The 25,219-nt window shown below is 49.6% G+C and carries 26 protein-coding genes, 2 tRNA genes, 1 pseudogene and 1 other annotated feature; of the genes and pseudogenes, 16 read left to right on the plus strand and 13 right to left on the minus strand.

Annotated elements, in window-relative coordinates:
• Positions 1-53: 53 nt before the first annotated feature.
• On the minus strand, positions 54-902 hold the full coding sequence (locus EVJ34_RS12855) for an ABC transporter ATP-binding protein (protein WP_131437198.1): 849 nt from the start codon (positions 900-902) through the stop codon (positions 54-56).
• 189 nt (positions 903-1,091) lie between these two features.
• On the opposite strand from EVJ34_RS12855, the gene EVJ34_RS12860 reads away from it, so the two are divergent.
• The gene (locus EVJ34_RS12860) at positions 1,092-2,141 is read left to right on the plus strand and encodes an NAD(P)/FAD-dependent oxidoreductase (RefSeq protein WP_131437196.1); all 1,050 of its coding nucleotides are present in this window, start codon (positions 1,092-1,094) and stop codon (positions 2,139-2,141) included.
• A gap of 15 nt (positions 2,142-2,156) precedes the next feature.
• Here the strand turns inward: EVJ34_RS12860 and EVJ34_RS12865 are convergent, their stop codons facing one another.
• Positions 2,157-2,573, minus strand: coding sequence for a VOC family protein (locus EVJ34_RS12865; protein ID WP_131437194.1), 417 nt, complete (start codon positions 2,571-2,573; stop codon positions 2,157-2,159).
• Positions 2,574-2,675: 102 nt separating this feature from the next.
• Between EVJ34_RS12865 and EVJ34_RS12870 the strand changes: the two genes are divergently transcribed.
• A complete protein-coding gene (locus tag EVJ34_RS12870; RefSeq protein ID WP_131437192.1) occupies positions 2,676-3,047 on the plus strand; it encodes a hypothetical protein in 372 nt (123 codons plus the stop codon).
• Between the two features lie 53 nt (positions 3,048-3,100).
• Here the strand turns inward: EVJ34_RS12870 and EVJ34_RS12875 are convergent, their stop codons facing one another.
• Complete coding sequence (locus tag EVJ34_RS12875) at positions 3,101-3,817, minus strand: hypothetical protein (protein ID WP_131485867.1); 717 nt, start codon at positions 3,815-3,817, stop codon at positions 3,101-3,103.
• A 476-nt stretch (positions 3,818-4,293) separates the two neighbouring features.
• Between EVJ34_RS12875 and EVJ34_RS12880 the strand changes: the two genes are divergently transcribed.
• Complete coding sequence (locus tag EVJ34_RS12880) at positions 4,294-4,518, plus strand: hypothetical protein (RefSeq protein ID WP_131437188.1); 225 nt, start codon at positions 4,294-4,296, stop codon at positions 4,516-4,518.
• 182 nt (positions 4,519-4,700) lie between these two features.
• On the opposite strand, the gene EVJ34_RS12885 is transcribed toward EVJ34_RS12880, so the two are convergent.
• The gene (locus EVJ34_RS12885) at positions 4,701-5,615 is read right to left on the minus strand and encodes a hypothetical protein (protein WP_131485868.1); all 915 of its coding nucleotides are present in this window, start codon (positions 5,613-5,615) and stop codon (positions 4,701-4,703) included.
• Between the two features lie 202 nt (positions 5,616-5,817).
• On the opposite strand from EVJ34_RS12885, the gene EVJ34_RS12890 reads away from it, so the two are divergent.
• The 3 genes from EVJ34_RS12890 to EVJ34_RS12900 all read left to right on the plus strand — a co-directional run bounded on the left by EVJ34_RS12890 (position 5,818) and on the right by EVJ34_RS12900 (position 8,071).
• Positions 5,818-7,041, plus strand: coding sequence for an LCP family protein (locus tag EVJ34_RS12890; protein WP_131485869.1), 1,224 nt, complete (start codon positions 5,818-5,820; stop codon positions 7,039-7,041).
• Positions 7,042-7,120: 79 nt separating this feature from the next.
• Positions 7,121-7,825 (plus strand): SDR family oxidoreductase, encoded by a 705-nt coding sequence (locus EVJ34_RS12895; RefSeq protein WP_131437182.1) that lies wholly within the window; start codon positions 7,121-7,123, stop codon positions 7,823-7,825.
• 27 nt (positions 7,826-7,852) lie between these two features.
• Complete coding sequence (locus EVJ34_RS12900; protein ID WP_034781174.1) at positions 7,853-8,071, plus strand: PspC domain-containing protein; 219 nt, start codon at positions 7,853-7,855, stop codon at positions 8,069-8,071.
• A 34-nt stretch (positions 8,072-8,105) separates the two neighbouring features.
• Here the strand turns inward: EVJ34_RS12900 and EVJ34_RS12905 are convergent, their stop codons facing one another.
• Positions 8,106-8,957, minus strand: coding sequence for an aldose 1-epimerase family protein (locus tag EVJ34_RS12905; protein WP_236636712.1), 852 nt, complete (start codon positions 8,955-8,957; stop codon positions 8,106-8,108).
• Between the two features lie 74 nt (positions 8,958-9,031).
• On the opposite strand from EVJ34_RS12905, the gene EVJ34_RS12910 reads away from it, so the two are divergent.
• The gene (locus EVJ34_RS12910; protein WP_131485870.1) at positions 9,032-9,583 is read left to right on the plus strand and encodes a TlpA family protein disulfide reductase; all 552 of its coding nucleotides are present in this window, start codon (positions 9,032-9,034) and stop codon (positions 9,581-9,583) included.
• Between the two features lie 46 nt (positions 9,584-9,629).
• Here the strand turns inward: EVJ34_RS12910 and EVJ34_RS12915 are convergent, their stop codons facing one another.
• From EVJ34_RS12915 to EVJ34_RS12930, 4 genes are all read right to left on the minus strand, one after another.
• The gene (locus EVJ34_RS12915) at positions 9,630-9,836 is read right to left on the minus strand and encodes a DUF3006 domain-containing protein (protein ID WP_016508383.1); all 207 of its coding nucleotides are present in this window, start codon (positions 9,834-9,836) and stop codon (positions 9,630-9,632) included.
• 396 nt (positions 9,837-10,232) lie between these two features.
• Positions 10,233-11,033 carry an MBL fold metallo-hydrolase gene (locus tag EVJ34_RS12920; protein WP_131485871.1) on the minus strand — a complete coding sequence of 267 codons (801 nt, stop codon included), beginning with the start codon at positions 11,031-11,033 and terminating at the stop codon, positions 10,233-10,235.
• A 179-nt stretch (positions 11,034-11,212) separates the two neighbouring features.
• A tRNA-Gly gene (locus EVJ34_RS12925) sits at positions 11,213-11,286 on the minus strand.
• 16 nt (positions 11,287-11,302) lie between these two features.
• Positions 11,303-11,376 (minus strand) — tRNA-Gly (locus EVJ34_RS12930).
• A gap of 128 nt (positions 11,377-11,504) precedes the next feature.
• Here EVJ34_RS12930 and EVJ34_RS12935 point away from each other — a divergent pair.
• The 3 genes from EVJ34_RS12935 to EVJ34_RS12945 are packed head-to-tail and all read left to right on the plus strand — an operon-like array spanning position 11,505 to position 12,831.
• The gene (locus EVJ34_RS12935; protein WP_131485872.1) at positions 11,505-11,864 is read left to right on the plus strand and encodes a hypothetical protein; all 360 of its coding nucleotides are present in this window, start codon (positions 11,505-11,507) and stop codon (positions 11,862-11,864) included.
• Between the two features lie 2 nt (positions 11,865-11,866).
• Positions 11,867-12,421 (plus strand): hypothetical protein, encoded by a 555-nt coding sequence (locus EVJ34_RS12940; RefSeq protein WP_131437173.1) that lies wholly within the window; start codon positions 11,867-11,869, stop codon positions 12,419-12,421.
• A complete protein-coding gene (locus EVJ34_RS12945) occupies positions 12,418-12,831 on the plus strand; it encodes a hypothetical protein (RefSeq protein WP_131485873.1) in 414 nt (137 codons plus the stop codon). Before EVJ34_RS12940 ends, EVJ34_RS12945 begins: the two co-directional genes overlap by 4 nt.
• A gap of 41 nt (positions 12,832-12,872) precedes the next feature.
• Here the strand turns inward: EVJ34_RS12945 and EVJ34_RS15970 are convergent, their stop codons facing one another.
• From EVJ34_RS15970 to EVJ34_RS12960, 4 genes and pseudogenes are all read right to left on the minus strand, one after another.
• Entirely contained in the window at positions 12,873-14,840 is a 1,968-nt protein-coding gene (locus EVJ34_RS15970; RefSeq protein WP_304988508.1) for an SH3 domain-containing protein, read from the minus strand.
• 90 nt (positions 14,841-14,930) lie between these two features.
• Positions 14,931-15,521, minus strand: a pseudogene (locus tag EVJ34_RS16015) (SH3 domain-containing protein); the annotation flags it as partial.
• 275 nt (positions 15,522-15,796) lie between these two features.
• The gene (locus EVJ34_RS12955) at positions 15,797-16,720 is read right to left on the minus strand and encodes an alpha/beta fold hydrolase (RefSeq protein ID WP_131485875.1); all 924 of its coding nucleotides are present in this window, start codon (positions 16,718-16,720) and stop codon (positions 15,797-15,799) included.
• 21 nt (positions 16,721-16,741) lie between these two features.
• Positions 16,742-18,427, minus strand: a complete 1,686-nt coding sequence (locus tag EVJ34_RS12960) for a formate--tetrahydrofolate ligase (RefSeq protein WP_131485876.1) — start codon at positions 18,425-18,427, stop codon at positions 16,742-16,744.
• Positions 18,428-18,669: 242 nt separating this feature from the next.
• On the opposite strand from EVJ34_RS12960, the gene EVJ34_RS12965 reads away from it, so the two are divergent.
• From EVJ34_RS12965 to EVJ34_RS12990, 6 genes are all read left to right on the plus strand, one after another.
• Entirely contained in the window at positions 18,670-19,575 is a 906-nt protein-coding gene (locus tag EVJ34_RS12965) for a carbohydrate ABC transporter permease (RefSeq protein ID WP_483297331.1), read from the plus strand.
• Entirely contained in the window at positions 19,572-20,477 is a 906-nt protein-coding gene (locus EVJ34_RS12970) for a carbohydrate ABC transporter permease (protein ID WP_131485877.1), read from the plus strand. Before EVJ34_RS12965 ends, EVJ34_RS12970 begins: the two co-directional genes overlap by 4 nt.
• A gap of 107 nt (positions 20,478-20,584) precedes the next feature.
• Positions 20,585-20,826: a binding site (T-box leader), on the plus strand.
• 66 nt (positions 20,827-20,892) lie between these two features.
• Positions 20,893-21,876, plus strand: coding sequence for an aspartate--ammonia ligase (gene asnA, locus EVJ34_RS12975; RefSeq protein ID WP_131485878.1), 984 nt, complete (start codon positions 20,893-20,895; stop codon positions 21,874-21,876).
• Between the two features lie 179 nt (positions 21,877-22,055).
• A complete protein-coding gene (locus tag EVJ34_RS12980; RefSeq protein WP_131485879.1) occupies positions 22,056-23,351 on the plus strand; it encodes an ABC transporter substrate-binding protein in 1,296 nt (431 codons plus the stop codon).
• A gap of 147 nt (positions 23,352-23,498) precedes the next feature.
• Positions 23,499-24,686: a right-handed parallel beta-helix repeat-containing protein gene (locus tag EVJ34_RS12985; protein WP_131485880.1), complete on the plus strand. Its 1,188-nt coding sequence runs from the start codon at positions 23,499-23,501 to the stop codon at positions 24,684-24,686.
• A complete protein-coding gene (locus tag EVJ34_RS12990) occupies positions 24,673-25,218 on the plus strand; it encodes a nitrous oxide reductase accessory protein NosL (RefSeq protein ID WP_131485881.1) in 546 nt (181 codons plus the stop codon). The genes EVJ34_RS12985 and EVJ34_RS12990 overlap by 14 nt, the downstream gene beginning before the upstream one ends.
• The last annotated feature ends 1 nt before the right edge of the window (position 25,219 follow it).

Raw genomic sequence — 25,219 nt, forward strand, 5'->3', positions numbered from 1 at the left:
ATGAATGAAAAAACGTCTCGCGATGTGCGGGACGTCAAATAGCGCTTGATCAGTCAATAAGCGTTGGCAAGTAGTGCCGCGGCAACCTGTTTGTCTTGAGACGCTTCGCGGATGTCTTCTTTGATCAAGTGATACGTGAGACACATCGGCTTTTCGGTCCGTGGATCGCGGCCGATAATCGCATCGATGTGGAATACTTGTCTGAGGACGAGCGGACAGATAACTTCCTCAGCCGTTCCCGTCGCAAGCACTTCGCCGTCTTTCATCGCAACGATGTGATCGGCAAAACGAGCGGCCTGGTTCAAGTCGTGGAGCACCATGACAATGGTTCGTCCTTGCTCTCGATTGAGCGTCTCGAGCAGCTCGAGCACTTCGAGCTGATGGGCCAAATCGAGATACGTCGTCGGCTCGTCCAAGAAGATTAAATCGGTCTCTTGGGCAAGTGCCATCGCGATCCATACACGTTGACGTTGTCCGCCTGAAAGGGCATCGACGCTACGGTCTTTATAAGCGAGCGTCCCGGTTACGTCAAGCGCCCAATCGATGACTTCGTGGTCATGTTTCGAGAGGCGGCCAAATCCGGATTGATAGGGGAAGCGACCGTAGGAAACGAGTTCGCCTACCGTCAAGCCACCGGCACCTTCAGGCGTTTGAGGCAAGATAGCCATCTTACGGGCGATTTCTTTCGTATTACATTTCGCGATGTCAGCTCCGTCTAAATGCACAGAGCCGTTGGATGGGGAAAGAATCCGTGTCATCGCTTTTAAAAGCGTCGATTTTCCACAACCGTTCGGTCCGATGATTGTCGTGATTTTATGGTCAGGAATCGACAAGCTCAATTGTTTCACAATCGTCTTGTCCCCATATCCGACCTCGATATCCGTCGTATGTATCCGTGACATAATGGATTCCCCTTTCCGTAGATGACACCCATGATAATGATTCTCAATATCGTGTTTACTATAGCAAGCCCGCTCCGTCGTGTCAATGTTTGTTTGATATCAAAATAGATTGTCGAGAAGCGTGTTTCACGGTATAGTGAATGAGAATGATAATCAGTGGCGATGGAGTTTGAAGGAAGGGTGAGGAAGATGAGCGAACAAGACCTATATGATGTAACGATTATTGGAGGCGGACCGGCCGGGCTATATGCGACGTTTTACAGTGGACTCCGTGGAATGAAGACGAAGTTAATCGAGTTTCAACCACATCTCGGCGGCAAGATCCATGTCTATCCAGAGAAGATGATTTGGGATGTTGGAGGTGTCACCCCGACGACTGGGGCCCGACTCATTGAACAGTTGGTAGAACAAGGCTTGACGTTTGATCCGACCGTCGTGCTCGGAGAGAAAGTCGAAGCGATGACGAAGAATAGCCAAGGCCATTTCGTACTCGATACGACACACGGACAGCACATTTCTAAGACCGTCATCGTCGCGACAGGGAGTGGCATCTTACAGCCGCAAAAAATCGACATCAGCGGTGCGGAGCGCTTTGAGGTCTCGAACTTACACTATACGGTCAAATCGCTCATGGCGTTCAAAGGGAAAACGGTATTGATCTCAGGGGGCGGGAACAGTGCCATCGATTGGGCCAATGAGCTCGAACCGATTGCCGAGCGCGTCATTTTGACGTATCGGAAAGAAGCGTTAAAAGGTCATGAGTCGCAAGTCGATAAGTTGCTTTGTGGCCGTGTCGACTGTCGGTTGCATACGCAAATCGAAGACCTCATCTCCCGGGATGGGATGACGATTCACGCGGTGGCGCTCGTCGATTGCGGGACAGGCGCGCGCGAACTCGTGGAAGTGGACGAGGTGGTCATCAACCACGGGTATGAGCAAGACTCTGCGCTTCTCGGTGATTGCGAACTTCAGATCGAGATGGTAGACGGTTTTTACGTAAAAGGCAACGCGAGTAGCGAGTCGTCAGTGCCGGGTCTTTACGCAGCTGGTGACATTTTGACGCATGAAGGAAAAGTACACCTCATCGCGGGGGCTTTCCAAGATGCGGCCAACGCTGTCAACCGGGCGAAGACGTTCATCGATCCGGATGCTACGAAAGCGGCGATGGTGTCCTCGCACAACGAACGATTGAAGACCAAGAACCGTGATATCATCGAGCAGGCATTACAAAAGCAGTGAGGGCGTTCAAATCCCTCACTGCTTGTTTGTTGTCGGATAGTCACATAGTTCGACGATGACGCCACCCGAATGACGGGGGTCCATATAGATGAGACGTCGGCCTTTTGCCGTCGTCCGCAACGTGTCCTCTAAAAAGGAGATGCCGTCCTGTTTGAGCGACTCGATTGATTGCGTTAAGTCGTCAACACGATAGGCGATATGGTGGACGCCTTTGCCTCGTGCTTTCATGAAACGAGCGATCGGACTCGTTGGGCTCGTCGGCAACAACAGTTCAATCACATCGTCACCGACGTGGATGACGGCGATCTCCGTCTCGACGCCGACCGCCGTGTTCGTGTAGCGATCGACGAGTTTCCCATGTAGGACAGTCGTGTAAAAAGAAATCGCTTCGTCTAAATCACGGACGGCGATTCCGGTATGGTCAATGTGCATCATAATCCCTCCTCAAACTCTAGTTTGACGAAACTTGAACAAAATGTCACTTCACAACGTTTTGTCAGAATCCGATATACTAAAAGAGGGAGGGACGGCGAAATGAACGGAAAGATCACTCTTGGATTGATCAGTGCATTCGCGCTGGTGTCATTTGTGTTTGGACTCTCACTTGCGACGTTTGTCGATTATCGGATCAATGAAGAACAAGTCGTCCTGGAGCGATTGACGACACATAAAAAAATTGGTCCTTCCGAAATCTTGTCGACGGAAGTGGACTTTCACTTGAACGGTTCCAATTACGCCTTGCGTTTCGCAGACGAACCACACATCACCTATTGGTTCAGTGTGGCGGACCGCGAGATCCAATTCGATCGAATCGAATCGTTGGACCGACGCGATACAGGACTTAGAACCGATCTTTTTGAACAGATGCCACCGCTCGCGATGGAATCGACAAACGCTGCCGAATAAAAACACGAAACGAACGAGTCCGCTGAAGGGCCCAGTACGTTTCGTGTTTTTTACTATGCAGAAGGATATGGAGTCAACTCTTTCAATAGTGTGTAAGTGCTGACAGGTGTTCGGGTTGCTTTTTGTATGAGTAGGGCGTCTCGTACGCTTGGTTGAAGCGATGTTACAGTTACCTTGACGTCCTGAAGGGTTTTCATTTTTATGTAGGATGATTGCTGGAGAAATGAGACCCCTTCTCGAACCGTAGACGAATTGCACGTCATGTGGAGCTCGTGAATATGCAAGCGCGAACATTCGATTCGGCTATACATCGTGCCTACGACAGCCCCGTCCCGTTTTAATAAATGGAACGCGCCTTGTTTTTGGTGCCATTCGTCAACGGTTCGCTCTGAAACCGGTAAGGCGCCAGGGAGAAGGCGAGCATACTGATTGCGGGTCGATGACCATACCCCGTACGTGTCTGGGTGCTCAAGACAGATTTGCCATTGCGCGAATGTATGTTTTCGGAACGGAAGTAGCGGTAAGTCATAGACCGTCGACTCGAGGTGAGAGGTGAATCCGATGGCAGTGAAGGGATCGAGGCGTTGGAGATTCCGTTCGTTCCGGACGTTTAAAGAGACCGTTGTTTTTTGCCGGACCTGTGAATGAAATTGATACAGCACGCGGTCAATCAATCCACGTAATGATGTGGTGTCTTTGTACGCCGCATCAGCTAAGCGAATCTGGTGGGTGGTGTGGAGGTCCCGATAATCCACGGTGACGGCGGCCACGAGATTATCCCCTAGCCAACCGGTGTATACCAAGCACTTCGGTGGGAGGCTGAATAAATTTGGGACGCGTTGAGAGGGATAAAGACTGTGTAGCAAAAATCGAAGGTGGGGTGGAAGGTGGCGACTTTCTTTGATTGTAAACGTCTGCTTCATCCGAGCAATCCTACTTTCTGTATAAAATGAGATACCCTTAAATTGTAAGCGCTACCACATTTAAATGTCCGTATTAAATTGATGAACATTTTTTGGGAGGTGAACGCGGTGTCCCTATAAAAAATTGTCGCCATTTCTGACGAGATACCGTAAAAAATGGCTTAAGAGAAGGCGTAGACCTAGACTAAATATGTAGAGGGAATCCAGATGGGGGAGAATGAACTAGGGTGTGAGATTTGTTTAAGTTGGAAACAGTCCAAGCCATGTCAAATGAAAAAGACATGCTATACTGATGAAATAAGAAACAAGTCAAGGAGACGACTATGCGATACGTAATCAGTTTTTGGTTGTTAGCAGTAGTGTTGATCGGTATACCGGATACGACGCAGGCGGAAACGAATCCGGTTGTTGTTCATGAGAACGTCATCGTTGATGAAGCGGTAGAACTATATGAAGGGTTTCGCTCCCCGAACGAGATGGTGTTCATTTTTGTATTGATTGTACTATTGTCCGTGATTGGTCTTGGGATTATCAATGCCATTGAATAACGTGAAAACGTTCACAAAAATGCAATATCTGGACCGGAAGCGGTTTCAAATCTATTTTATACTAATGATGTAGGAAGGAAGTTCTGCACCAACTCCCCTCCTCCTTTTCAGATGAACACCCCTCGTTCATATCATGTTTTGGAGTCAACCGACGCTGTCGATTGACTCCCTTTTTTGTATGGTTAAAATTGAATCCGTTTTTCTTTGGCGAGTCGTCGCAACCGTTTCGTTTCGTTCGCGTGTCCACGACTTTCAAGCATATTGACATACACTTTAAACGGCTCAGAACGATGGGCGAAGAAAGGAATGTATTCAGCGAACAATTTTTGCTCGGCTTCTGATAACTGGCCGCGTTCCACGAGTAACTCCAGTTCAAGCATTTTCAAGGCTTGATAATCGGCAAGTGCGTTCTCGTCTGTGTGAGCTTTGGCTAATGTGCGGTCGCACAACGTTGTCAGGCGTTCGTGCAGCAAGTTCCATTCGGATGAGTTATACGAGTGATCGAGGAGTGTCGAGAGCAGGTCGACCCGGGTAGAGTCAACGTCTTTTGGGACATGGAGTGCGGTATATAAGGAACGGTCGATCCAAACGGCGGTGGTGGGGGCGTCGAGTTGATAGTAATGAATGAGTTGGGATAACATCGTGGTTTGAGACAATTTTAACAACCGGAAAGGATCGCTCGTTGTGAAGAGCGGTTCTTCTCCCGCTGAAGACGACAGCAATAAAAACATTTCTTCGTACATCGTCCGGGCCTCTGGCTCGTCATCCGCGTAATAGGCTAAATCGCGAATGATTTTTTTCGCATGAATGTACCAGTTTTTCTGGTCACGTTCACTCATCACTTGGTTCGATAATAAATATAAGTGATCATAAGCCAATTCGACAAAACGCTCGGCGAGGACGATCGCTTGTGAGAGCGAATGACGCTCGTCTGACGATTTTTGTTCTTTATATCGTGTGAACTGGCTGACCATAAAATCGATCTCTTTTTCTTCAATAACGGTTTTAGGGATGTTTCGATACATCTCGACAATCACATCACGAAGCGTCGCTTCGCCGTACTGTTCGAGCAACATCCGTAACTTCCCGATACGCATTAGCTCTCCCTCCTTTCAAGAGGACGTCGAACAAACTGCCTGTCTGAAGATAGGCAGACACCAATTATTATTCCTTTCCCGCTTTCGATTCAAAACAACCCTTTCGTCTCATGCTTGAGACGGATTTTTGCGCTAACCGTTGTCAGAATGACGTTTGTCGATGATAATGTAGGAAAATCTAACCATAATAGAGGGATTGCATATGAGTGACGATCAACACTTATCACGTGTCGAACGTAGAAAACGTGAGCTCGAACGAGAACAGGCTCAGTTAAACGAACAAGCTCGACACGAAACGATACATCATCAAACAAACGAAGAAGACCTGGAAAGAAGCGAGTCGGGTAAGCAAGAAGAGGCCACACAAGGCGAGCATCCGTTTCTACACCGCGCGGACGAACAGTCGTCTGAACCAAAAAAGACAGCGCGTGACATTCGGAAATCGAAACGGAAACCGAAGTTAACCCTTCCGTTCGGAACGAAACGCAAATCAAAGCCACGTCGAGATGAGCGACGTGAACCGAGACGCCAAACACGTGAACCGGAACGAAACCATGTCAAACACGAGGCGGTCGCACCGAAAGGCAAACCTCGCCGCCGGAAGTGGAAAGGAAAACTGCTCCTGGTCATGTTGCTCCTTCTGATCGGGGTCGGTTATTTGGCAACGCGTCCCGTCACGTTTTTAGTGATGGGGAGTGACGCTCGCGTCGGAGAGTCATTATCCGGATCACGGACGGACTCTTTGCAGCTGATGGAATTTGTCCCGCGTTCACGCACTGTCCAAAACGTCTCGATTCCGCGGGACACGTATACAGCGATTCCTTGCGAACCGGATCGAGAAGGCGATAAGATCACCCACGCGTTCGCGTATGGCGGTGCGGATTGTACGGTCGGGGCGGTGGAAGGACTGACGGAAACCTCGGTTGACGGCCAAGTCGTGATCACGTTTGAAACATTCATGGAATTGATTGACCTCGTCGGTGGCGTCAACGTCACAGCGACACACTCGTTCAGTGAGAAAGGCTTCAATCAAACGTACGAGTATACGGAAGGCGTCTCATATGCCATGGACGGGGATATGGCGCTTGCTTACGCCCGTCACCGGAAGACAGACACGGACGGGGCTCGTTCGAACCGCCAGACCGAGGTTATGTCGGCAGTTGCCGACAAGTTGGCCAGTCCGACGGGATGGACGAAAATCCCGGCGACGTATCGTTTCATGAAAGACGAGATGGGGCTCGAAATGAACCCGTTGCAGATGGCGTCAATCGGAATGACGATGGTGCTACAACCGCAGGTGGATAAACTTCAAATTGAAGGGGAAGACGCCTACATCGATAACATCTATTACTATCAACCGACGGAAGCAAGTGTTCAAGCCATCCGTGACGCTCTCGACTTGACGGTGTGGGGAACGGTGAGATAATTTCACGAAATGGGTTTGATTCTGTTCCGAAAGAGGAAATTTAATCAAATGAACTACTCTTTTGAGGAGGGAAATTTGAATGAAAGTTTTAGTCATTGGAGCAACAGGAAAGATCGGTAGACGTGTATTGAAAAGTTTAGCCAAATCGCATCAAGTGACCGCTTTAATTCGTTATCCTGAACTACAGGCAGAGTATGAAAAGATGGGTGCACGCGTGCTCACCGTCGACGTCGAGAAAGAATTGGATAAAGGGATTCACGAGGCGACTTCGGGACAAGATGCTGTCATCATCGCAGCAACGGCAGGAGCAGATGGGTCGAGCAAGGAGATCGAACTGCTGGACCGCAATGTCGCGATGAAAGCAATCGACGCTGCTAAAAAAGAACGTGTCCGTCACGTCGTCTTGCTCAGTGCATACGGCGCGGATCAACCGGACGCGGCACCGAAAGAACATTTCAACTTCTTGTCTGCCAATAATGCGGCCGATGAGTATATCGAACATAGCGGTTTAAACTACACGATCATTTGCCCAGTGACCATTGTGGATGGGCCAGGAAAAGGCTCGATTGAGGCATCGGAAGATTTAAGTGATGCGAGTGGTGCGACGATTTCTGAAACGGACGTCGCGACGATCATTGCTGCCTCGCTTGATAATCGCGGGTTGTATGGCCGTCGAATCGAAGTGAAATCTGGCAGTACCCCAATCAATGAAGCGCTCGATTTTGATAGTCGTGGAGAAGTGGCGACCGGTGGCAGAACGACGCTTCGTCGACCACAACGCTAACGAAAATCTGGAGAAGAAGGTGTCCTGATGGAACGAAAATTGTATAAAGATCCGTCTGATCAAATGATTGCCGGTGTCTGTTCGGGACTTGGGAAATACCTCGGCGTCGATGTCACGTTAATGCGTATCATTTTCGTCGTGCTCGCCTTGTTCGGGGGTCCCGGTCTATTGATTTATATCGTCCTGGCCATCGTCATGAAAAAACCGCCATCAGAGTATGAGGCGGAGCAAGAGAATCGCTTTTAACAAAACGTGCTGACCATATCGGTCAGCACGTTTTTTATTCGGTGTATAGGGTGTAAGTCGCCTCGAACGACTCGCCTGGGTCGAGCAGTTGCATATCTTCTTTATGGCGGATGTCTTTTCGAGGACCTTTGTAGTCGGCGTGTCCGAACCAAGGTTCGAGACAGACGAACGGGGCGTCAGATTGTGGAGGCGACCAGATGCCAAAATGGGTGAAGTGCGGGGACTCCATGACGATGGCCCGACCGCTCGGCTGATGTCTGAGCGCCGCGTATTCGATTTGTTCAAAGATGAGAGCGTCCTGGTCGAACAGGTGATGGGTCAACGGGATGTACCGGCGTTCTCCGAGCGGTTGATAGGCACCCGTCAAGTACGGACCTTCCAGCAATAACCGGTCGAGCGTTCGCGTCTCCCCAAAGTCGATTGTGTAGTCTTCGAACGTGCCCCCCGCAAACGGGATGTTGAAGGCAGGATGTCCGCCGATGCTGAACGGGAGGACGGCGTCATCTCGGTTGACGACACGATACGTCACACTCAACTCTTCGCCGATGAGACGATAAATGACGTTCAGTTCGAAGGAGAACGGATAGTGTTTACACGTCTCGACCGAATCGCGAAGGCGGAAACGGACATGTGTATCGGAAGCCTCGGCGACCTCAAACAGTTCATCGCGCGCAAACCCGTGTTGGCTCATCGTGTACGTCATCCCGTCATATAAGTAACGGTCGTCGAGCAGTCGTCCGACGAACGGGAACAGGATGGGGGCTTGCCGCCCCCAATATGTCGGATCGCCTTGCCAAAGGAGTTCCGTCCCATCGACTTTCCAACTCGTCATTTCGGCGCCGTGCGCTTTTAAAGTGACGCTAACTTTCTCATTGTGAAGTTGCAAGATAGTTACTCTCCTTTGAATGATGTGATAAGTTAAGTTTAGGAGTGAATAGTACACAGGACAAGGGGTAAATCATGCGATTTCATAAACTAGCTATCGGGCTGATCATGGCAGGCCTCATCGCCGGATTGGGCTATAAAGGATATGACGAGTTTAACAGCCAAGCGAATGAGCCGGCAGTCAGCATCGCCACGGACGATAGCGTCCTCGGTGGACTCGAGGTCGGTCAGCGAGCGCCGAAGTTTGACCTCGAAACAACCGAGGGAGAACGGTTGTCGCTCGCCGATTACGAAGGACAACCAGTCGTCTTAAATTTTTGGGCGTCGTGGTGTCCACCGTGTCGAGACGAACTGCCCGAGTTGATTGCGTTTGGTGAAGAAACGGGTATTCCGGTGCTCGGGGTGAACGCGACGAAAAACGAACGCCGCGGCAAACAAGACGTCGACGCTTTTTTACGGGAAGTCCCGGTCAGTTTCCCGGTCTTATTGGACGAGGACGGGGCGGTCGAGAAGACGTATCGCGTCGTTGCTCTCCCGACGACCTATGTCATTGGTCCAGACGGTGTGATTACCGCCAAACAAGTCGGACCAGTTGATTTCGATTGGTTGCGTGATCAAACGAAATGAATGGAACGGACAAAGACAGACTGGGAGTGAACCGGTCTGTCTTTGTCTACTTTTTATAATGTTGTTTGATCAGTGCATCGAAATTCGGTGTCATGTCTTCCTCGAGATAATAATGGTGGTTATCTCGAATAATTGTATCGCCAACACGTGCTTCTGATGGCAAGAATCGTCTCGGGATAAAACTCGAGCCGTTGTTCCAACGTAACACGGCATACTTCCCTTCGACCCGCACCAATGTGCCGTATTTAATCATGCCTCTTCCTCCTCAACGAACAGCTTTCTGTCTCTTTATTCTTATAGAGTGTATTCCCACATTACACAAAAGCTACACATATTTGAGCGAGGTTGGACAAGCAAACATGAACATGAAGCGTTGACGGAAATGTGAAGAAAGTTAGAAGAAAACGCTTTCTTTTTTGTTTATTTTCTTCTATAATGAAGGCACGGGGTGATTTTGACGAATTTGTGAACAATGGGGGTATGGTCAATGTTTTCATCAGCTATGATTGGATTGCTCGCTTTCACCGGCGTGACCATTTATGGGATTGACCGTATGTTCACGGTCCGTTCAGAGCGCGTCACAAAGAAATAGGTCTACATAATAGGGGGGAATCGCAACGTCTTGGGGAGACGTTGCGATTTTTTTGTGTCAATAATCTTGTTGGCGCGACTCGCGCTCTTTCGTTTTTTGTTCGACATGCTTCCGATTCCGTTCATGAACACGTTGGAAGAAAGCGTGCTCGGGCCAATGGGGAGACCAGACGCGTTCCTCGGGCAGAGCGAGGATATACTCTTCGGCCGCGCTCAGCCGTTCTATCATCTTGCTGCGATCATCGCATAAATCACCGTGACCTGGAATGAGCCAACGAATCTCATACTCGTAAATGGCAGACTGAAGCTTTTGCAAGGAGTTTACATACGCTTCGGCGTCATGCTCGATGAACGGAGGTTCGATATTGGAACCGTAATCTCCGCATACGAGAAGTCTCAGCGGTTCGACGATTAAAGACATATGAGTCGATTCGTGACCAGGGGTTAATAAAAACGTGATGGGAGTGGAGCCGAGTGCGAGGGTACCATCTTCCGAAATCATAATATCGACAGTAGGTTTGACGATGGGACGATCGATGTAATACTGTTCGTAGAACGATTGGATCTCATTGAGCTGAGAACTCGCATCCGTCTCGACGAACGCTTGAGACGCAATCACGGTCGCATCAGGGAACGCATAAGCCCCGATGATATGGTCATAGTGCTGATGTGTATAGATAACATACAGCTTTTTTCCTTGTCGACGCAGTTCGACGTCGCGGCGAATGGTAGCAATCTCTTCAGGCAACCAGTTCGGATCGATGACGATCAAGCTCTCATTCGTCTCGACTAACGTCGAAGTCGTCCGCATTAAAGCGCTCTCGTACACGGTGAACGGTTGAAGACGTACTTGAATCACGGGAATCCCTCCTTCTTGTCTTCCATCCTTTTCCCGAATCGCCATCATTTAAGCGTCGTCGGTATGACTGCTATTATCGTAAAAAACAAAAAAGCAGAACGTCGAATGACGTCCTGCTTCAGGCACGGTACACCGTGCAGTTATGTGTGCGAGCAAACTCTCGCGTATATGTCGGTAATTGGAGCGGGTGAAGAGAATCGAACTCTCGTCATCAGCTTGGAAGGCTGAGGTTTTACCATTAAACTACACCCGCATATGAAATTTAAAATTGGAGCGGGTGAAGAGAATCGAACTCTCGTCATCAGCTTGGAAGGCTGAGGTTTTACCATTAAACTACACCCGCGAAACGCTTAACGTTACGGTAATATAATAGCACAGGATTTTAGCTTTGCAAACCCTTTTTTGAAAAAACATTGGTTGTTGCGGCTAGGTCGTCTTGCTAAGATAATAGAAGAGAGGAGTGGATGGGGCATGAGTGAGCGTAAATCCTATTTACAGATGATGAGCGAAGGGTTTCGGATGATGAAACAATCCAAACCACTCAACCACGATATGAAGCTTCGTCAATGGATGTTCTCAATTAATCACGAGACGGACTGGCAGGTGATTCTTCGAACGGAACGATTGAAATGGATCGGTCCGGCCACGAACGAGTTCATCGTCGAACCGCTATTCGTTCAAATCGGGGCACTTCAGCTCACGCGTCATCTCGAAACGAATGAAGTACGTTTGACTATCGATGAAAAATGGGGAATTGAAAGTAAGGTCGTCTGTGATGACCAAGAGTGGGAACGATTCGTCGCGTCGCTCAAACAATTGAAGGGGGAGTAGTCGTGGGACGAGAAAGGTTATATCGGATTGAAGCGGAAGCTCGTGGGAGTGCATGGCGGGCCCGTGTATTGACCGGCATCCAACGATTCCGCTTTTTTAAAGGGGAATTGCTCGCACCGACTGAACGCCCTTATGTTGTCTTGAGTATCTCTCAAGACAAACAGGCGCTTCCCGATTTGATTGAGACGGATATGGGCGTCTTACTTATCCACGAACGAATCGGCCCAATTTTTATGAATGTATGCCCATACGATATTCAACTCGTTCGAGTCGAGTTGCACACGAGCACCGGGAAGACGGATCAATACTGCGCACTCAATGTGTTACGTCGCTTTGAGATTGAACATCTCGAAGATTCCGGTGAGTATCGACCGTTAGATCCGGACCGGCTCTATTTTTTATCACATCAAACAGTACGATTGAACTTATTCGGGCACATGATTGCCCAAGATCGAAACAGCCAACGCCTTTACGTGACGGAGCGTCTCAAATATGCGCTTCAAGCGAAAATGGTGACTGGGCTGGCATTCAAGAAAACGAAGGAGCAAACAGCATGAAGGAATATGAGATCGACGGTTGGATCCGTCTATCCTACCCAGAACACTTTGAATACAACGAAGAAGAAGACCACGTCAGTTTTTACTCTGTTGAGACAGATGCACAAGGAACGCTTCAAATGTCGATTTATGAAGCGGAAGAAGCGCAAGCCCCAAGTGATGCGGCCCTTCAAGAGTTGAACACGTTTTTAGGCGAGTTCCCGATCGACATCAAAGTCGCCCCGAGCGTTACAACGGAGGCCGGCGGCATGACGACGGCCTATGCGAGCGGAATCGAGGACGGCATGCATCTTGATGTGTGGTCGTTGACAGACGGAAAGCGGCTTTTGTTTTTGACGTATGTCGCCGACGAAGTGACGAATGAGAAGTTAGAGATCGAATCGATTATCGACTCGATTGAATGGACATGAAAAGAGACACGCGCCCATGACGGCTGCGTGTCTCTTTTGTGTTATTGGAATTTTGGAACTTCAAAGTAAAGCGTGTAAGCGTCGAGCTGTTGGTACATGTTATAAATATTGGCCGTTTGTTTTGTCGCCCACGAAATATCGGTGGCATATTGATACGTACCAGGATTGCTCGGATTGAACCGCATCTTATAGAGCGTGTTCTGTTTCCGGTTCGGGTTGTTGATATACGAGTCGCCGATAAACTTGGCCCCGCCGATGATGGCAGCTTCTGGTGTGAACCAGCCTTCTTTATAAGCGCGTTCGGCCCCTTTGACATGGGCGTTCCCATCGATTGCACCGATGCCATACATGTTGTAGACCGTCTTCGGAGTAACGGCTTTGCCGTCGACAGTCGAGACGAGCGTCCCGGTGGCGAGGGCGGATGTGCCGTGACCGGTTTCAAGCAGCGCATGCGACAACAAGTAAATTTCGTTGACGTTGTGTGTGCGTGAGGCGTCGATGAACGCCTGGCCACGACCTGCTAAAATCCCTTTTCCGATGAGCGATTTGTTTAAGACGGTTGCCGTCAAATCGGCACTCTTCGACAAGTCGAGGAATTGGAAATATTCACGTGACGTCGTGGCGAACGATGTCGGTGAGACTTGACGCGTAATTTCCTCATCCGTCGCGAGACGCCATGCGCGGTCGTAGACACGGATGTTATAGCCGCTCGGTCGGTAGTAGCTGATTGTGTAATATTGACCGATTTCACCGGTGATTGCCACCGCTTCGCCTGGATTGAGCACCCCGAACGAATGTGCCGTCATCGAGGCATCTTTCAACACTTTGACGTTTCCAGCGACGTTGGCTGCGCTGACGTATCCAGTGAATAGACCAGACTTTACTTTAAACCAAGTCGTCGAGCCGACCTTTTGAGTGCCGAGATACTCGAGCTTCGTATTGGTCGAGAGACTAGCCAAGTTTGTCGCTGATGATGAAGCGGTTGCTTTCAAGTATTGGAATGAAGTCGTAAATAGCTCTGTCGAGTTGACTGTCCCGGTTGTAGCAGTCGCTGTAGCGCGTGTGATGTACGCTTTTGGCACGTAAGCGTACGCTGTCCGGTAAGCATCCGACTGGGCGAACACGTTGCGCTGCGTCGCGATCATCGAAGTGAGCGTGTACGGATAAGCAGTGTGTGTGATCACCATCTCTTTGCTACCGGCAACAGGTGGCGTATACGGTTTCGTATACGTGAGAGAGATATATCCTTTTACGAGCGAACCGTTAAGGAGATACGAGATGAGCCCCCAGTCGCTGCCGACGATTGGTTTTACTTTGACGACTGTCCCGTTAGCGAGCGTACCAATGACATCGCCGTCCACGGGCTTCGTTCGGACGTTCAACGTGCCATTGTTGGCGACTACGACTTGAACTTCCCGCTCGGTTCCGTATTGTTCTGTTACAGGAGGCGTTAACGCAAAGTTGCGAGATGCGACATAGCCTGTCTGATTCGCATAGCGAACTTTATACCACGACTTGTTTGTTCCATAGGTCTCAAGATGTTCGACTTTTGCCCCTGATGGAATTGTTTGAATCACTTTACTCGATGTCCATCTTGATGTATACATCAAGGCCTCTTGTTGAGCAAAATACGGAGTGATTGTTGCCACGACTTTTGTCTCAGCGAGATCTCGTTTCGGAATGTATCCGGTAATTGATCCTACAGACACTTTAATCCATGATCCCAAATCAGATAGTTGTTTAACCTCTGTATTCAGTGGGAGTTGTTTTAAGACAGTGCCAGCCGTCCATTTGGTTTTATAGACCGCAGTGTTGCGTTGTGTGTAAAGCGAAATCGTATTTTGCTTCTCGATCGACTGCAAGCTACGGTTTGGAATATATCCTGTCAACTTGTTATACGTGATTTTTGCCCAAGATCCTGTCGCTCCATGTAAGGAAATTAATGTGACGTGTGCCCCTGAAGGAATGCTTGTAAGTGTCTTTGCACTGCTGTATGTTCCTTGCTTCAAGCTAACAGCCTCTTTTGTCGTATGAGTTGATGACGAAGAAGGTGTAGAAGGAGTAGAACCGGAAGAAACTTTAGTGAAGTATGCCGCTGCGACATACCCGGTTTTTCCATTGTATTTAATCTTCATCCATGATCCTGACGCACCATGTGAAGAAATATAACTGACAATGCTTCCTTTTGGCACACTTCCAATAATCGAAGCTGTTGTCGAAGTACTTGAACGTAAATTAACCGTTGCTTTTGCTGCATAATTCACAGAGGTCGATTGCTGAACGACAGTAGAGGAATCTTTAATTGTAAAGTAACGTGCCGCTACATATCCTGTTTTGCCCTTGTAAGACACTTTTAACCACGAACCAGTAGCACCGTAGGATGCCAAATAAGTGACGGTTGACCCTTTAGGAATGGTCGTGATGACAGATGATGAAGTTGTCCGAGAAACTCTTACATTCACGTTTTCTTGAGCGATATATTCTTTAGATGGTTGAGCCGTCTCTTGATTAGAAGCCGATTTTAAAGACAGATAACTGGCAGAGACGTATCGCTTTTGGCCATTGAAGTCAATTTGAGCCCAATTATTGCTTGTTGAGTAGACAGTGACGACACTGCCCTTTGTAAGTTTTCCTACAATTGGTGAGGCTGTAGATGTTGAGGAGCGAACATTCAAAATTGACGTATTCACTGTTCCTTCGTACGTTGCTGCGTATGATTGAGTCGGCGCTTGTGTAATAAATAATGTACTAGAAAGCAGTACGGCTGTACTCAATCTTGTGATCGTTGGTTTCAATGTCTTACCCCTTTCGGTGAATACAGACTTGTGAATTAGTATTCGTTTATGGCTTTGCGGTCTAAGTATATCTTATTTGAAAATTGGAAAGAAGGAGTGGAATTACAAAAAAGGTAAATGAATTAGAATGAATATGTATTATTTTGTAAATTAAAAAGAACCTCCATTTACTAGGAGGTTCTTTTTGTGATTTGTACGGTTTGACCCATCCAATCGCCGATATCGGTCCAGACATCTTGTTGTTGTCGTTCACGTAGAATCTCATGTCTGGCGTCGTCATAGGAGAGGACGGTCAACTCGATGTCAGCAGACTGATGCTTGCGGACGATTCCCGTTAGTCCCTCACCGTCATGGACGACTGGATCGTCGGCTCCGACAACGAACAACATCGGTAACGTTTTCGGATGTTCGTGGATTCGAGCGGTGGACGTCACATCGAGCGATGCGCGTGCTACTTCGTGCAAGTAACCGAGCGTCGGAATTCCGCCGCAATTCGGGTCACTTAAATAGGCGGATACTTCTTCAGGAACACTTGAAATCCAATCGCTCTCGGTCGTGGCCGGTAAGAATTTCAAGTTATACCGTCCAAATAGTAAGCGTTCGAAAAAGCGAGAGTTATAGTTGCTCCCTTTGAACCGGATGGCCAGTTCAATCGCATAGAGTCCGACGCGTCCAATCCATCCCGAGTGGGGAGGTGGAGAGACGGCGATCACGCCAGCTAGGCGATGACCTAACTGTTGCCCGAGGCGACGGGCAAGGAGTGAGCCGAAACTATGCCCGAGAATGACGGTCGGCAAATCGTCTTGATAATGGTCGAGGAGCGAGATGGCGTCGTCGACCATTTGATCGAAGCCTGCATGTGGAGACAAGTGAGCGTAAGTGGATTGATCCCGTGCTGAAGAACCTGCGCCTCGGAGGTCACATAGGAATACGTTAAAACCAATTTTTGACAAATAATCAGCGAATTCGACATATCGACCATGATGCTCTAGCATGCCGTGAAAGATGAAACAATTTCCAATTGGCTGTCTCGCCTTGACGTGCAGGAGTTGTGTCCTGTATCCGTCCGCATACGTATGTTCTGTGACGTCCATCCCTATCCCTCCATCGCTTTTTTAAAATAAACCGATCGCTTTACCGGTGTCGTCGATTCCCATATTCAAGGCGGCCGGTTGTTTCGGCAACCCTGGCATCGTCAAGACGTTTCCTGTCAAGGCGACGAGGAAACCGGCGCCGACCGACGGTTTCAACTCTCGCACTGTCACAGTGAACCCGTGTTGGTAGCCGAGTTTTGTCGGGTCATCCGACAGTGAGAACGGCGTCTTCGCCATACAGATCGGCAAGTGCTGCCAGCCGTTTGCTTCAATTTGTGCCATCTGCTTTTTCGCGGTCGCGGTGAACGCGACGTCGGCCGCCCCATACACTTCGCGGGCAATCGTCAAGATTTTTTGTTCGATCGAATCGGTCAACGCATAGAGGGGAGTAAACGTACTCTCGTTCGACTCAATCGTTTCGATGACGGCCTCGGCGAGGGCGAGTCCGCCTTGTCCGCCATTTGACCAAACCTCACTTAACGCGACACGAATGTGGTTCGCTTCACACCACTCGATGACGGCCGACAATTCTTCTGGCGTATCCGAATTGAATCGGTTGAGTGCGACGACAGTCGGCAATCCGAGTTTCCCCATCGTCTCAACGTGTTTGGCGAGAAGTTTCAATCCGTTCCCGACGGCTCCGACGTTCTCGACGTGGAGTTGATCTTTGGCGATACCGCCATGCATTTTCAAGGCACGAACCGTTGCCACGAGGACGACGGCGTCTGGATTCAGTTTTCCGATACGCGACTTGATATGACAGAACTTCTCGGCCCCGAGGTCGGCTCCGAATCCGGCTTCAGTGACGACGTATTCGCCGAGTTTGAGCGCGGTTTTCGTCGCGATCAACGAGTTGCAGCCGTGGGCGATGTTGGCGAACGGTCCGCCGTGGACGAGGGCAGGCGTCTGTTCGAGCGTCTGCACCAAGTTCGGCTTGAACGCTTCTTTCAACAGTAGTGTCGCGGCTCCGGCCGCACCGATTTGTTCGGCTGTGATCGGCTCATTGTCCTGATCGTACGCGACGACGATTCGTTTGATGCGCGCCTCAAGATCGGTCAACGAATCGGCGAGGCAGAGGATGGCCATGATTTCAGAAGCGACCGTGATATCGAACCCGTCTTCACGAGGCACTCCGTGGGCACTGCCGCCAAGGCCGATCGTCACGTGACGAAGCGCGCGGTCATTCAAGTCGAGGACACGTTTCCAAACGATTTTACGGACGTCGATCCCGAGATCGTTTCCTTGGTGGAGATGATTATCGAGCATGGCGCTAATTGTGTTATGTGCGGAAGTGATTGCGTGCATGTCACCTGTGAAGTGAAGATTGATGTCTTCCATCGGCAACACTTGGCTGAACCCGCCGCCGGCCGCACCGCCTTTTAAGCCCATCGTCGGGCCGAGCGACGGTTCACGAAGACAAACGATCGCTTGTTTGTCGAGTTGGTTGAGTGCTTGGCCGAGGCCAACGGTGACGGTCGACTTTCCTTCACCGGCTGGGGTCGGATTGATTGCCGTGACAAGGATGAGTTTCCCGTCTTCGCGAGTCGACATCCGATCAAGTACATCGAAGGATAACTTGGCTTTATATTTCCCGTATAGATCGATGTCATCTTCTTGTAAACCGAGTTTTTCCGCAATCTCTTTGACGGGTAACATCTCGGCTTGTTGGGCAATTGTTAGGTCGGATAACGGTTTAATCGTCGTCATGTATAAAATCCCTCCACTTTCGAACATTGTAGTATTTTTAAGTATTTTCATTCGTGAATCGACTTGGAATCAAGGTTTAAATCTCCATTAGGGAAGACTCGTTCGTGTTGTCATTGAGTTTATCATAACTCATCGTCTCGTAGAATTCACCCATTGAGTGCAATATATTCCACCCTTTCTGTCAAATGTATCCGTTTTCATTCTTGGCTGTAGACGGTAAGTTGATAGTGGAGGCGATGAACATGACAGAAACATCGAAACGAATCAAGCAGAAACGGAACTGGAAAAAGCCGGCGATTTTTATCGCATTCGTCGGTCCGGCGTTTTTAGCGTTTGTGGCGATTGTGCTTATTCCATTCTTCAACGGGATTTACTACAGTTTCACGGATTGGAACGGCGTGACAGGACAATTGAATATGGTTGGACTCGACAACTATCATCGGATTTTATTTGAGGATGAGCAGTTCCGTGCCTCGTTCTGGATCACGACGAAATATACGCTCGTGGCCGTGGTGCTGACGAATATTGTCGGCTTCCTGTTGGCTTTGCTATTGACGATGAACATCAAGACACGCAACCTGTTGCGAACGATCTTTTTCATGCCGAACTTGATCGGAGGACTCATCCTCGGATTCATTTGGCAGTTCATCTATGTGAAAGGTTTCGAGTCAATCGGGGCGCTGACAGGATGGAGTCTGTTCGAACTACCGTGGCTTGGTGATGCCCAAACAGCGTTTTGGGGCATCGTCATTGTCGCCATCTGGCAAGGTGGGGGCTATGTGATGGTCATTTACATCGCAGCGCTTCAAAATGTGCCGACAGATTTACTCGAAGCGGCTAAAATCGACGGGGCGAACAAGTTGAAAATGTTGCGTCACATCACGTTACCGATGATTATGCCGTCAATCACCATCTGTCTGTTTTTGACGATTTCCTGGTCGTTCAAAGTGTTCGACACGAACTTGTCGCTCACGAACGGAGGCCCGTTCAAATCGACCGAGATGCTCGCCTTGAACATCTATACGGAATCGTTCGTGAATAACAATTACGGTCTCGGGTCGGCGAAAGCGGTCATCTTCTTCCTTGTCGTCGCGGCGATTACCGTCACTCAAGTCTACTTGACGAAAAAGCGGGAGGTGGAGGCATGACAACGGAAAAAATGGAACGCATCGAAGCAAACATCGACCAGACACCGCGACAGTTGTTGCCACAAAAACCGCTGCGTACGGGTGGATATACGGCGGGGCTCGGTCTTGTCGAGCTGGTAGCGATTTTGCTCGGGCTGTTATATCTCGTCCCGTTCTATTACGTCATCGTCAACTCGTTCAAATCGATTGCTGAGATTTACACGAACACGTCCGCCTTGCCGAGCGTTTGGCTCGGCTCGAATTATTCAGAGGCGTGGGAGGCGATGAACTACGGACGCGTCTTCTTGAACTCGCTTCTCATCACGGCAGGGGCAAACCTTCTCATCGTGCTGTTCACGTCGATGGCGGCATGGAAGCTCGTCCGGACAAAACATTGGATTTCGACCGTCATCTTCTTCTTGTTCGTTGCGGCAATGGTCATCCCGTTCCAATCGATTATGATTCCACTCGTAAAAGTGTCGAGCGTACTCGGTCTGTTAAACAGCCATTGGGGGCTGATGGTCATGTATCTTGGCTTCGGCTCTGGAATCTCCGTCTTTCTATACCACGGTTTTATGAAGTCGATTCCGGAAGAGATTGAAGAAGCGGCCATTATTGACGGTTGCTCGACGTGGGGTGTCTTTTGGCGGATCGTGTTCCCACTCCTGAAACCGATCACGGTGACGATCGTCATTTTGAACAGCCTTTGGATTTGGAACGATTTTCTCTTACCTTCACTTGTCCTCCGAGACATCGAGCTGCGGACGATTCCGCTCGCGACGTTCTATTTCTTCGGACAATATACAAAACAATGGGATTTGGCACTTGCTGGTTTAGTCCTTGGGATCGTTCCGCTCCTCGTCTTTTTCTTCGGTATGCAAAAGCATATCATCAAAGGGATCACGAGCGGCTCGATCAAATAACCCTTCCCAAGGGATCTCCCTCGTCCGCTACACGGGGGAGAATTTTTTTTTTGAAAAATCTGTTGACATTCGTCTGAATATTGATAATAATTGGGTCAATTCAATTGTGAACGACATTGAAAGGACGAGTACACAGAAGACGTAAGCAAAGCGAGCCGGGGAAGGTGAGAGCCCGGACTGAAATCTCTGTCGAAGAACCTCCTGGAGTCGCTACCCGAAAGCTCTGCAAGTAGACGTAGCCGGACTGTTCCCCGTTATCGGAACTACGAGATGTTCGTCTCGAAAAAGTGAGTAGATTCGTCTACTAATTTGGGTGGCACCGCGGAGCTTGAAGCCTTCCGTCCCATAGTCCATGGGATTGGAGGGCTTTTTTCTATTGCTCCATCCCGAAATCCCACAATTGGAGGAAGAAAAAATGACAACAACAGCAACAAGCAAGATGAAAGCAAAACAACAGGCGATTACAGTAGTGAAGGCGACATTCGAAGACAAGTTCAGCACGGCACTCGGACTCACACAAGTTCAAGCACCTCTGTTCGTCACATCGGCGAGCGGTGTCAACGACCATTTGAACGGCGTCGAACGCATCATCCAATTCGACACACAGTATCCAGGACACGAACTCGAAATCGTTCAATCGCTCGCAAAATGGAAACGTGAAGCGCTTGGCCGCTACGGATTCGAAGTCGGTGAAGGGTTGTACACACAGATGCGCGCCATCCGTCGTGATGAAGAGCTCGATGCCACACACTCGCTCTACGTCGATCAGTGGGATTGGGAACGTGTCATCGCTCGGGAACACCGGACGATCGAATATTTGAAGGCGACGGTCGAATCAATCTACGCGGCACTGCGCGAAACGGAGCAGACGGTCGAATCGATGTACGGGATTGAGGCGATTTTGCCAGAGGCAATTCATTTCTTGACGAGCCAAGAGTTGGAAGACCTTTACCCGGCGCTCACACCAAAAGAACGTGAGCACGCGATTTGTAAAGAATATGGCGCGGTCTTCCTCTCGCAAATCGGCGGCGCACTCGCTTCGGGCGATAAGCATGACGGGCGTGCGGCGGATTATGACGACTGGTCACTCAACGGCGATATCCTCGTCTGGCACCCGGAACTCGAATCGGCGTTCGAATTGTCGTCGATGGGAATCCGTGTCGATGAGAAGGCGCTTGAAGAGCAGTTGGTGACAGCCGGTGCTGAAGAAAAACGGAAATATCCGTTCCATCAAGCAGTCCTTGAAGGACGCCTCCCGCTCACGATTGGCGGCGGCATCGGACAATCACGTATCGCGATGTACTTGCTTCGCGCTCGCCATATCGGCGAAGTTCAATCTTCGGTTTGGCCGAGTGAGATGATCGCAGCATGTGAAGAAGCTGGAATCAGTCTGTTGTAATTATATAGAAGAAACTAGAACCAGGACTTTCTTTCCAACAAGAAAGTCCTGGTTTTCTGTGCAACATTTTCCACCCTACACGTCAATTTTGACACCTACATAATGGAAGCGTTTTCATCTAAAGTTAGGGTGTACCGAATGTTGAAGGATTGTCGACTCTATACTTAGGAGGAAGCGAAATGAAACGTAAATGGAGATTATCAACCGCCGTCATGACGGCGGGAATGGTATTGACACTTGCGGCCTGTGGCGGCGGGTCGCTTACGGAAGATGAAGGATCGAACGATGCGAACGCGGATAACGGGGATAAGCAAGATGTCACGTTGAACGTCTTCCAGTTCAAAGCGGAAATTGCCAAAGACCTCGAAGCGATGGCGAAAGAATACGAGGAAGAGACCGGCGTCAAAGTGACCGTTCAAACAGTCGGCGGCGGAGCCGATTACGGCGCTGCGCTCAAGTCACAGTTCGCGTCGGGCAACGAGCCGGATATCTTCAATAATGGTGGCTTTACCGAAGCGCAGACGTGGAAGGACAAATTGGAAGACTTGTCAGGCGAGAAGTGGGTCGGTGATTTGACGGAAGTGGCCAAAGAACCGATGACGATGGACGACAAACTTTACGGAATGCCGATGAACTTGGAAGGGTATGGTTTCATCTATAATAAAGAGCTGTTCGAAAAGGCCGGCATCAGCGAACTGCCGAAGACGTTGTCAGAGTTGACGGATGCGGCTGAGAAATTGGACAAAGCGGGCATCACACCGTTCTCAGTCGGTTACGCCGAGTTCTGGATTCTCGGAATCCACTTGCTCAACATTCCAATGGCGCAACAAGACGATCCGGATGCGTTCATCCAGGCATTGAACGAGAATAAAGGGAAATTTGAGGACAACGAGCAGTTCCAACAGTTCTTGAAACTGTTCGACCTCACCATCAAATACGGCAATAAGAATCCACTCACGACGGACTATAATACGCAAGTCACACAGTTCGCGCAAGGTGAGACGGCAATGCTCCAACAAGGGAACTGGGCCCAACAGATGATTCTCGACGTAAACCCGGACATCGAGATGGGCTTCGTGCCAATCCCGATTAACGATGACAAAGAGAAGATGGACCGCTTGCCGGTCGGTGTCCCGAACAACTGGGTCGTCAACAAAAACTCGGAGTATAAGGAAGAAGCGAAAGACTTCCTCGAGTGGATGGCGACATCCGACACAGGTAAAGACTATATGGTCAACAAGTTCAAATTCATCCCGGCGTTCAAATCGATTGAAGCGAACGACCTTGGACCACTGGCTGATGATATCTTGGCCTATTCGAACGAAGGCAAGACGATCTCATGGAACTGGTTCAAGTACCCGGATGGTGCGGTCAACGAATATGGTGCGTTGATGCAAGCGTACGTTGGCGGTCAAAAGACCGGCGACGAGATGCTCCAAGACTTCACGAAAGTATGGGCCGACAAGGCGAAATAACAGCAACACAAGCGGCGAAATGACCCCTTCGCCGCTTGTGTTTTTTTTATGAAGAAACTGTCAAACGAATCCCATAAAAACGACACACATACCCCCCTAGGTTTTCGTACAATATGGTTTGTAAGCGATTCATCAAGAGGAGGGGTTATGAGACAACTAGGCTGGTTACTCGCGTTATGGTTTTTCGCGCCCGCAGCAGTACACGCGGATACAGGGGCGGTGTCGCTCGAAGCACCAATCGTGATTCAATCGAACGAAACGTTTAACGGCGAAGGAAAGCGATTCAGCAGTTGCGAACGCCCTGCATTTCAACTTGAAGGGACCGGGGCCGTGCTCGAGAACGTCGAGATCGAGCAGTGCAATCAGGCCAGGGGACCCGCGGTATTTATCGTAGGACTCGGCCATCAAGTCATCGATGTCACAATCGAGGCGGCCGGGACCGGGATTGCTGTCGAGGATAGTTACGGGGTCCGATTGATTCGCCCGAACGTGACGGGCAAGGGCCGTGAAGACGGCATCTCCATCCACGATAGCGAAGCGACTGTGATCAAAGGAGCCAGCATCGACCATGTCCGTGACGGGATTTATATCGAAAATGGGACCGGACACGAATTGGTCCGACCGCTCGTCACGAACTCAAGGTACGGCATTCATCTCATGTTCCCGACGGACGTCTCGATTCTATCACCGAACCTGCACCACAATAAAACGGGCGCGATGGTGATGGGGACCGAGCGCGTCCGCATCGAAAATGGACAAATCTATGACCAAGTCGGTGCGAGCGGGATGGGACTCATGTTGTTCGAAGCGGTTGAAACGAGCATCCGCGCCAATGCGATCTATGGGAACCGTGTCGGCATCTATGCCGAGAAGTCGGAATGGACAGCGATTCACGACAATGGAGTGAACGGAAATGATATTGGCCTGCGTTTAAAACGGGCTAACGGGATGACGCTGACCGGGAACGATGTGACGAATAATCGCTATCCCGTCGTATCATTCGAAGCGGCCGATAACGTGGTCGTCGGGAACGATTGGGGTGGACAGACACTTGATTTGACACGGGATGGACAGAGTGAGATCCCGTATCGGGCCGATCCGTATTTGTTTTTACTCGCTGATTCATATGAAGCGTTTGAATTATTGTACGGGGCCCCAGGATTGACCGTACTCGAGCGTGTCCTCAGGAGCCCCGACGAGGTCACGCTCACCGACGTTTCGCCCCGGGCGACGTCGTTCGAGTTGGAATGGCAAGGAACAGTTGGGGCAACCGTGTTGAGTGGATTATTGATTTTATTATGGCGATTTGGGAGGAAACAAGATGATTACTTATAAGAAGATGGCAGGATTACTCACCGCGTCAGGATTGACGCTAGCCTTAGGGGCATGTTCGAGTGCGGCGGCGGAACCGTTCGACATCAAATGGGGCGAGACCGAATGCGAGGTGTGTAACATGAAGATCATGGACGAACAGTTCGCTGCCGAGGCGATCATGGACAACGGAAAAGGCTATGCGTTTGATGACATCGGGTGTTTGATGCGGGACTGGTATCCAGAACAAACGGAGGAAGACATCGCGGCCATGTACGTCAAAGACTACAACACGAAAGAATGGGTCGACCTCGAAGAAGGGGCGTTCGTTTACGATAAGATGTCGAAGACACCGATGGCTTACAATATCGTCTCGTTCGCGAAGGCAGCGGATGCTGAGGCTTATGTGGACGAGAACGGTGGCACGGTCATGGACCTCGACGACTTGAAGAGCCATTCATGGGAACGCGGAGAAATGAAACAACATAAAAAGATGCACACAGATGATGACAACAAGATGAGTGATAGCGATTCGTCAGAAGGCCACGGACAGTAAA

The sequence above is a fragment of the Exiguobacterium sp. SL-9 genome (assembly GCF_004336985.1).
In the GTDB taxonomy this organism is placed as follows: domain Bacteria; phylum Bacillota; class Bacilli; order Exiguobacteriales; family Exiguobacteriaceae; genus Exiguobacterium.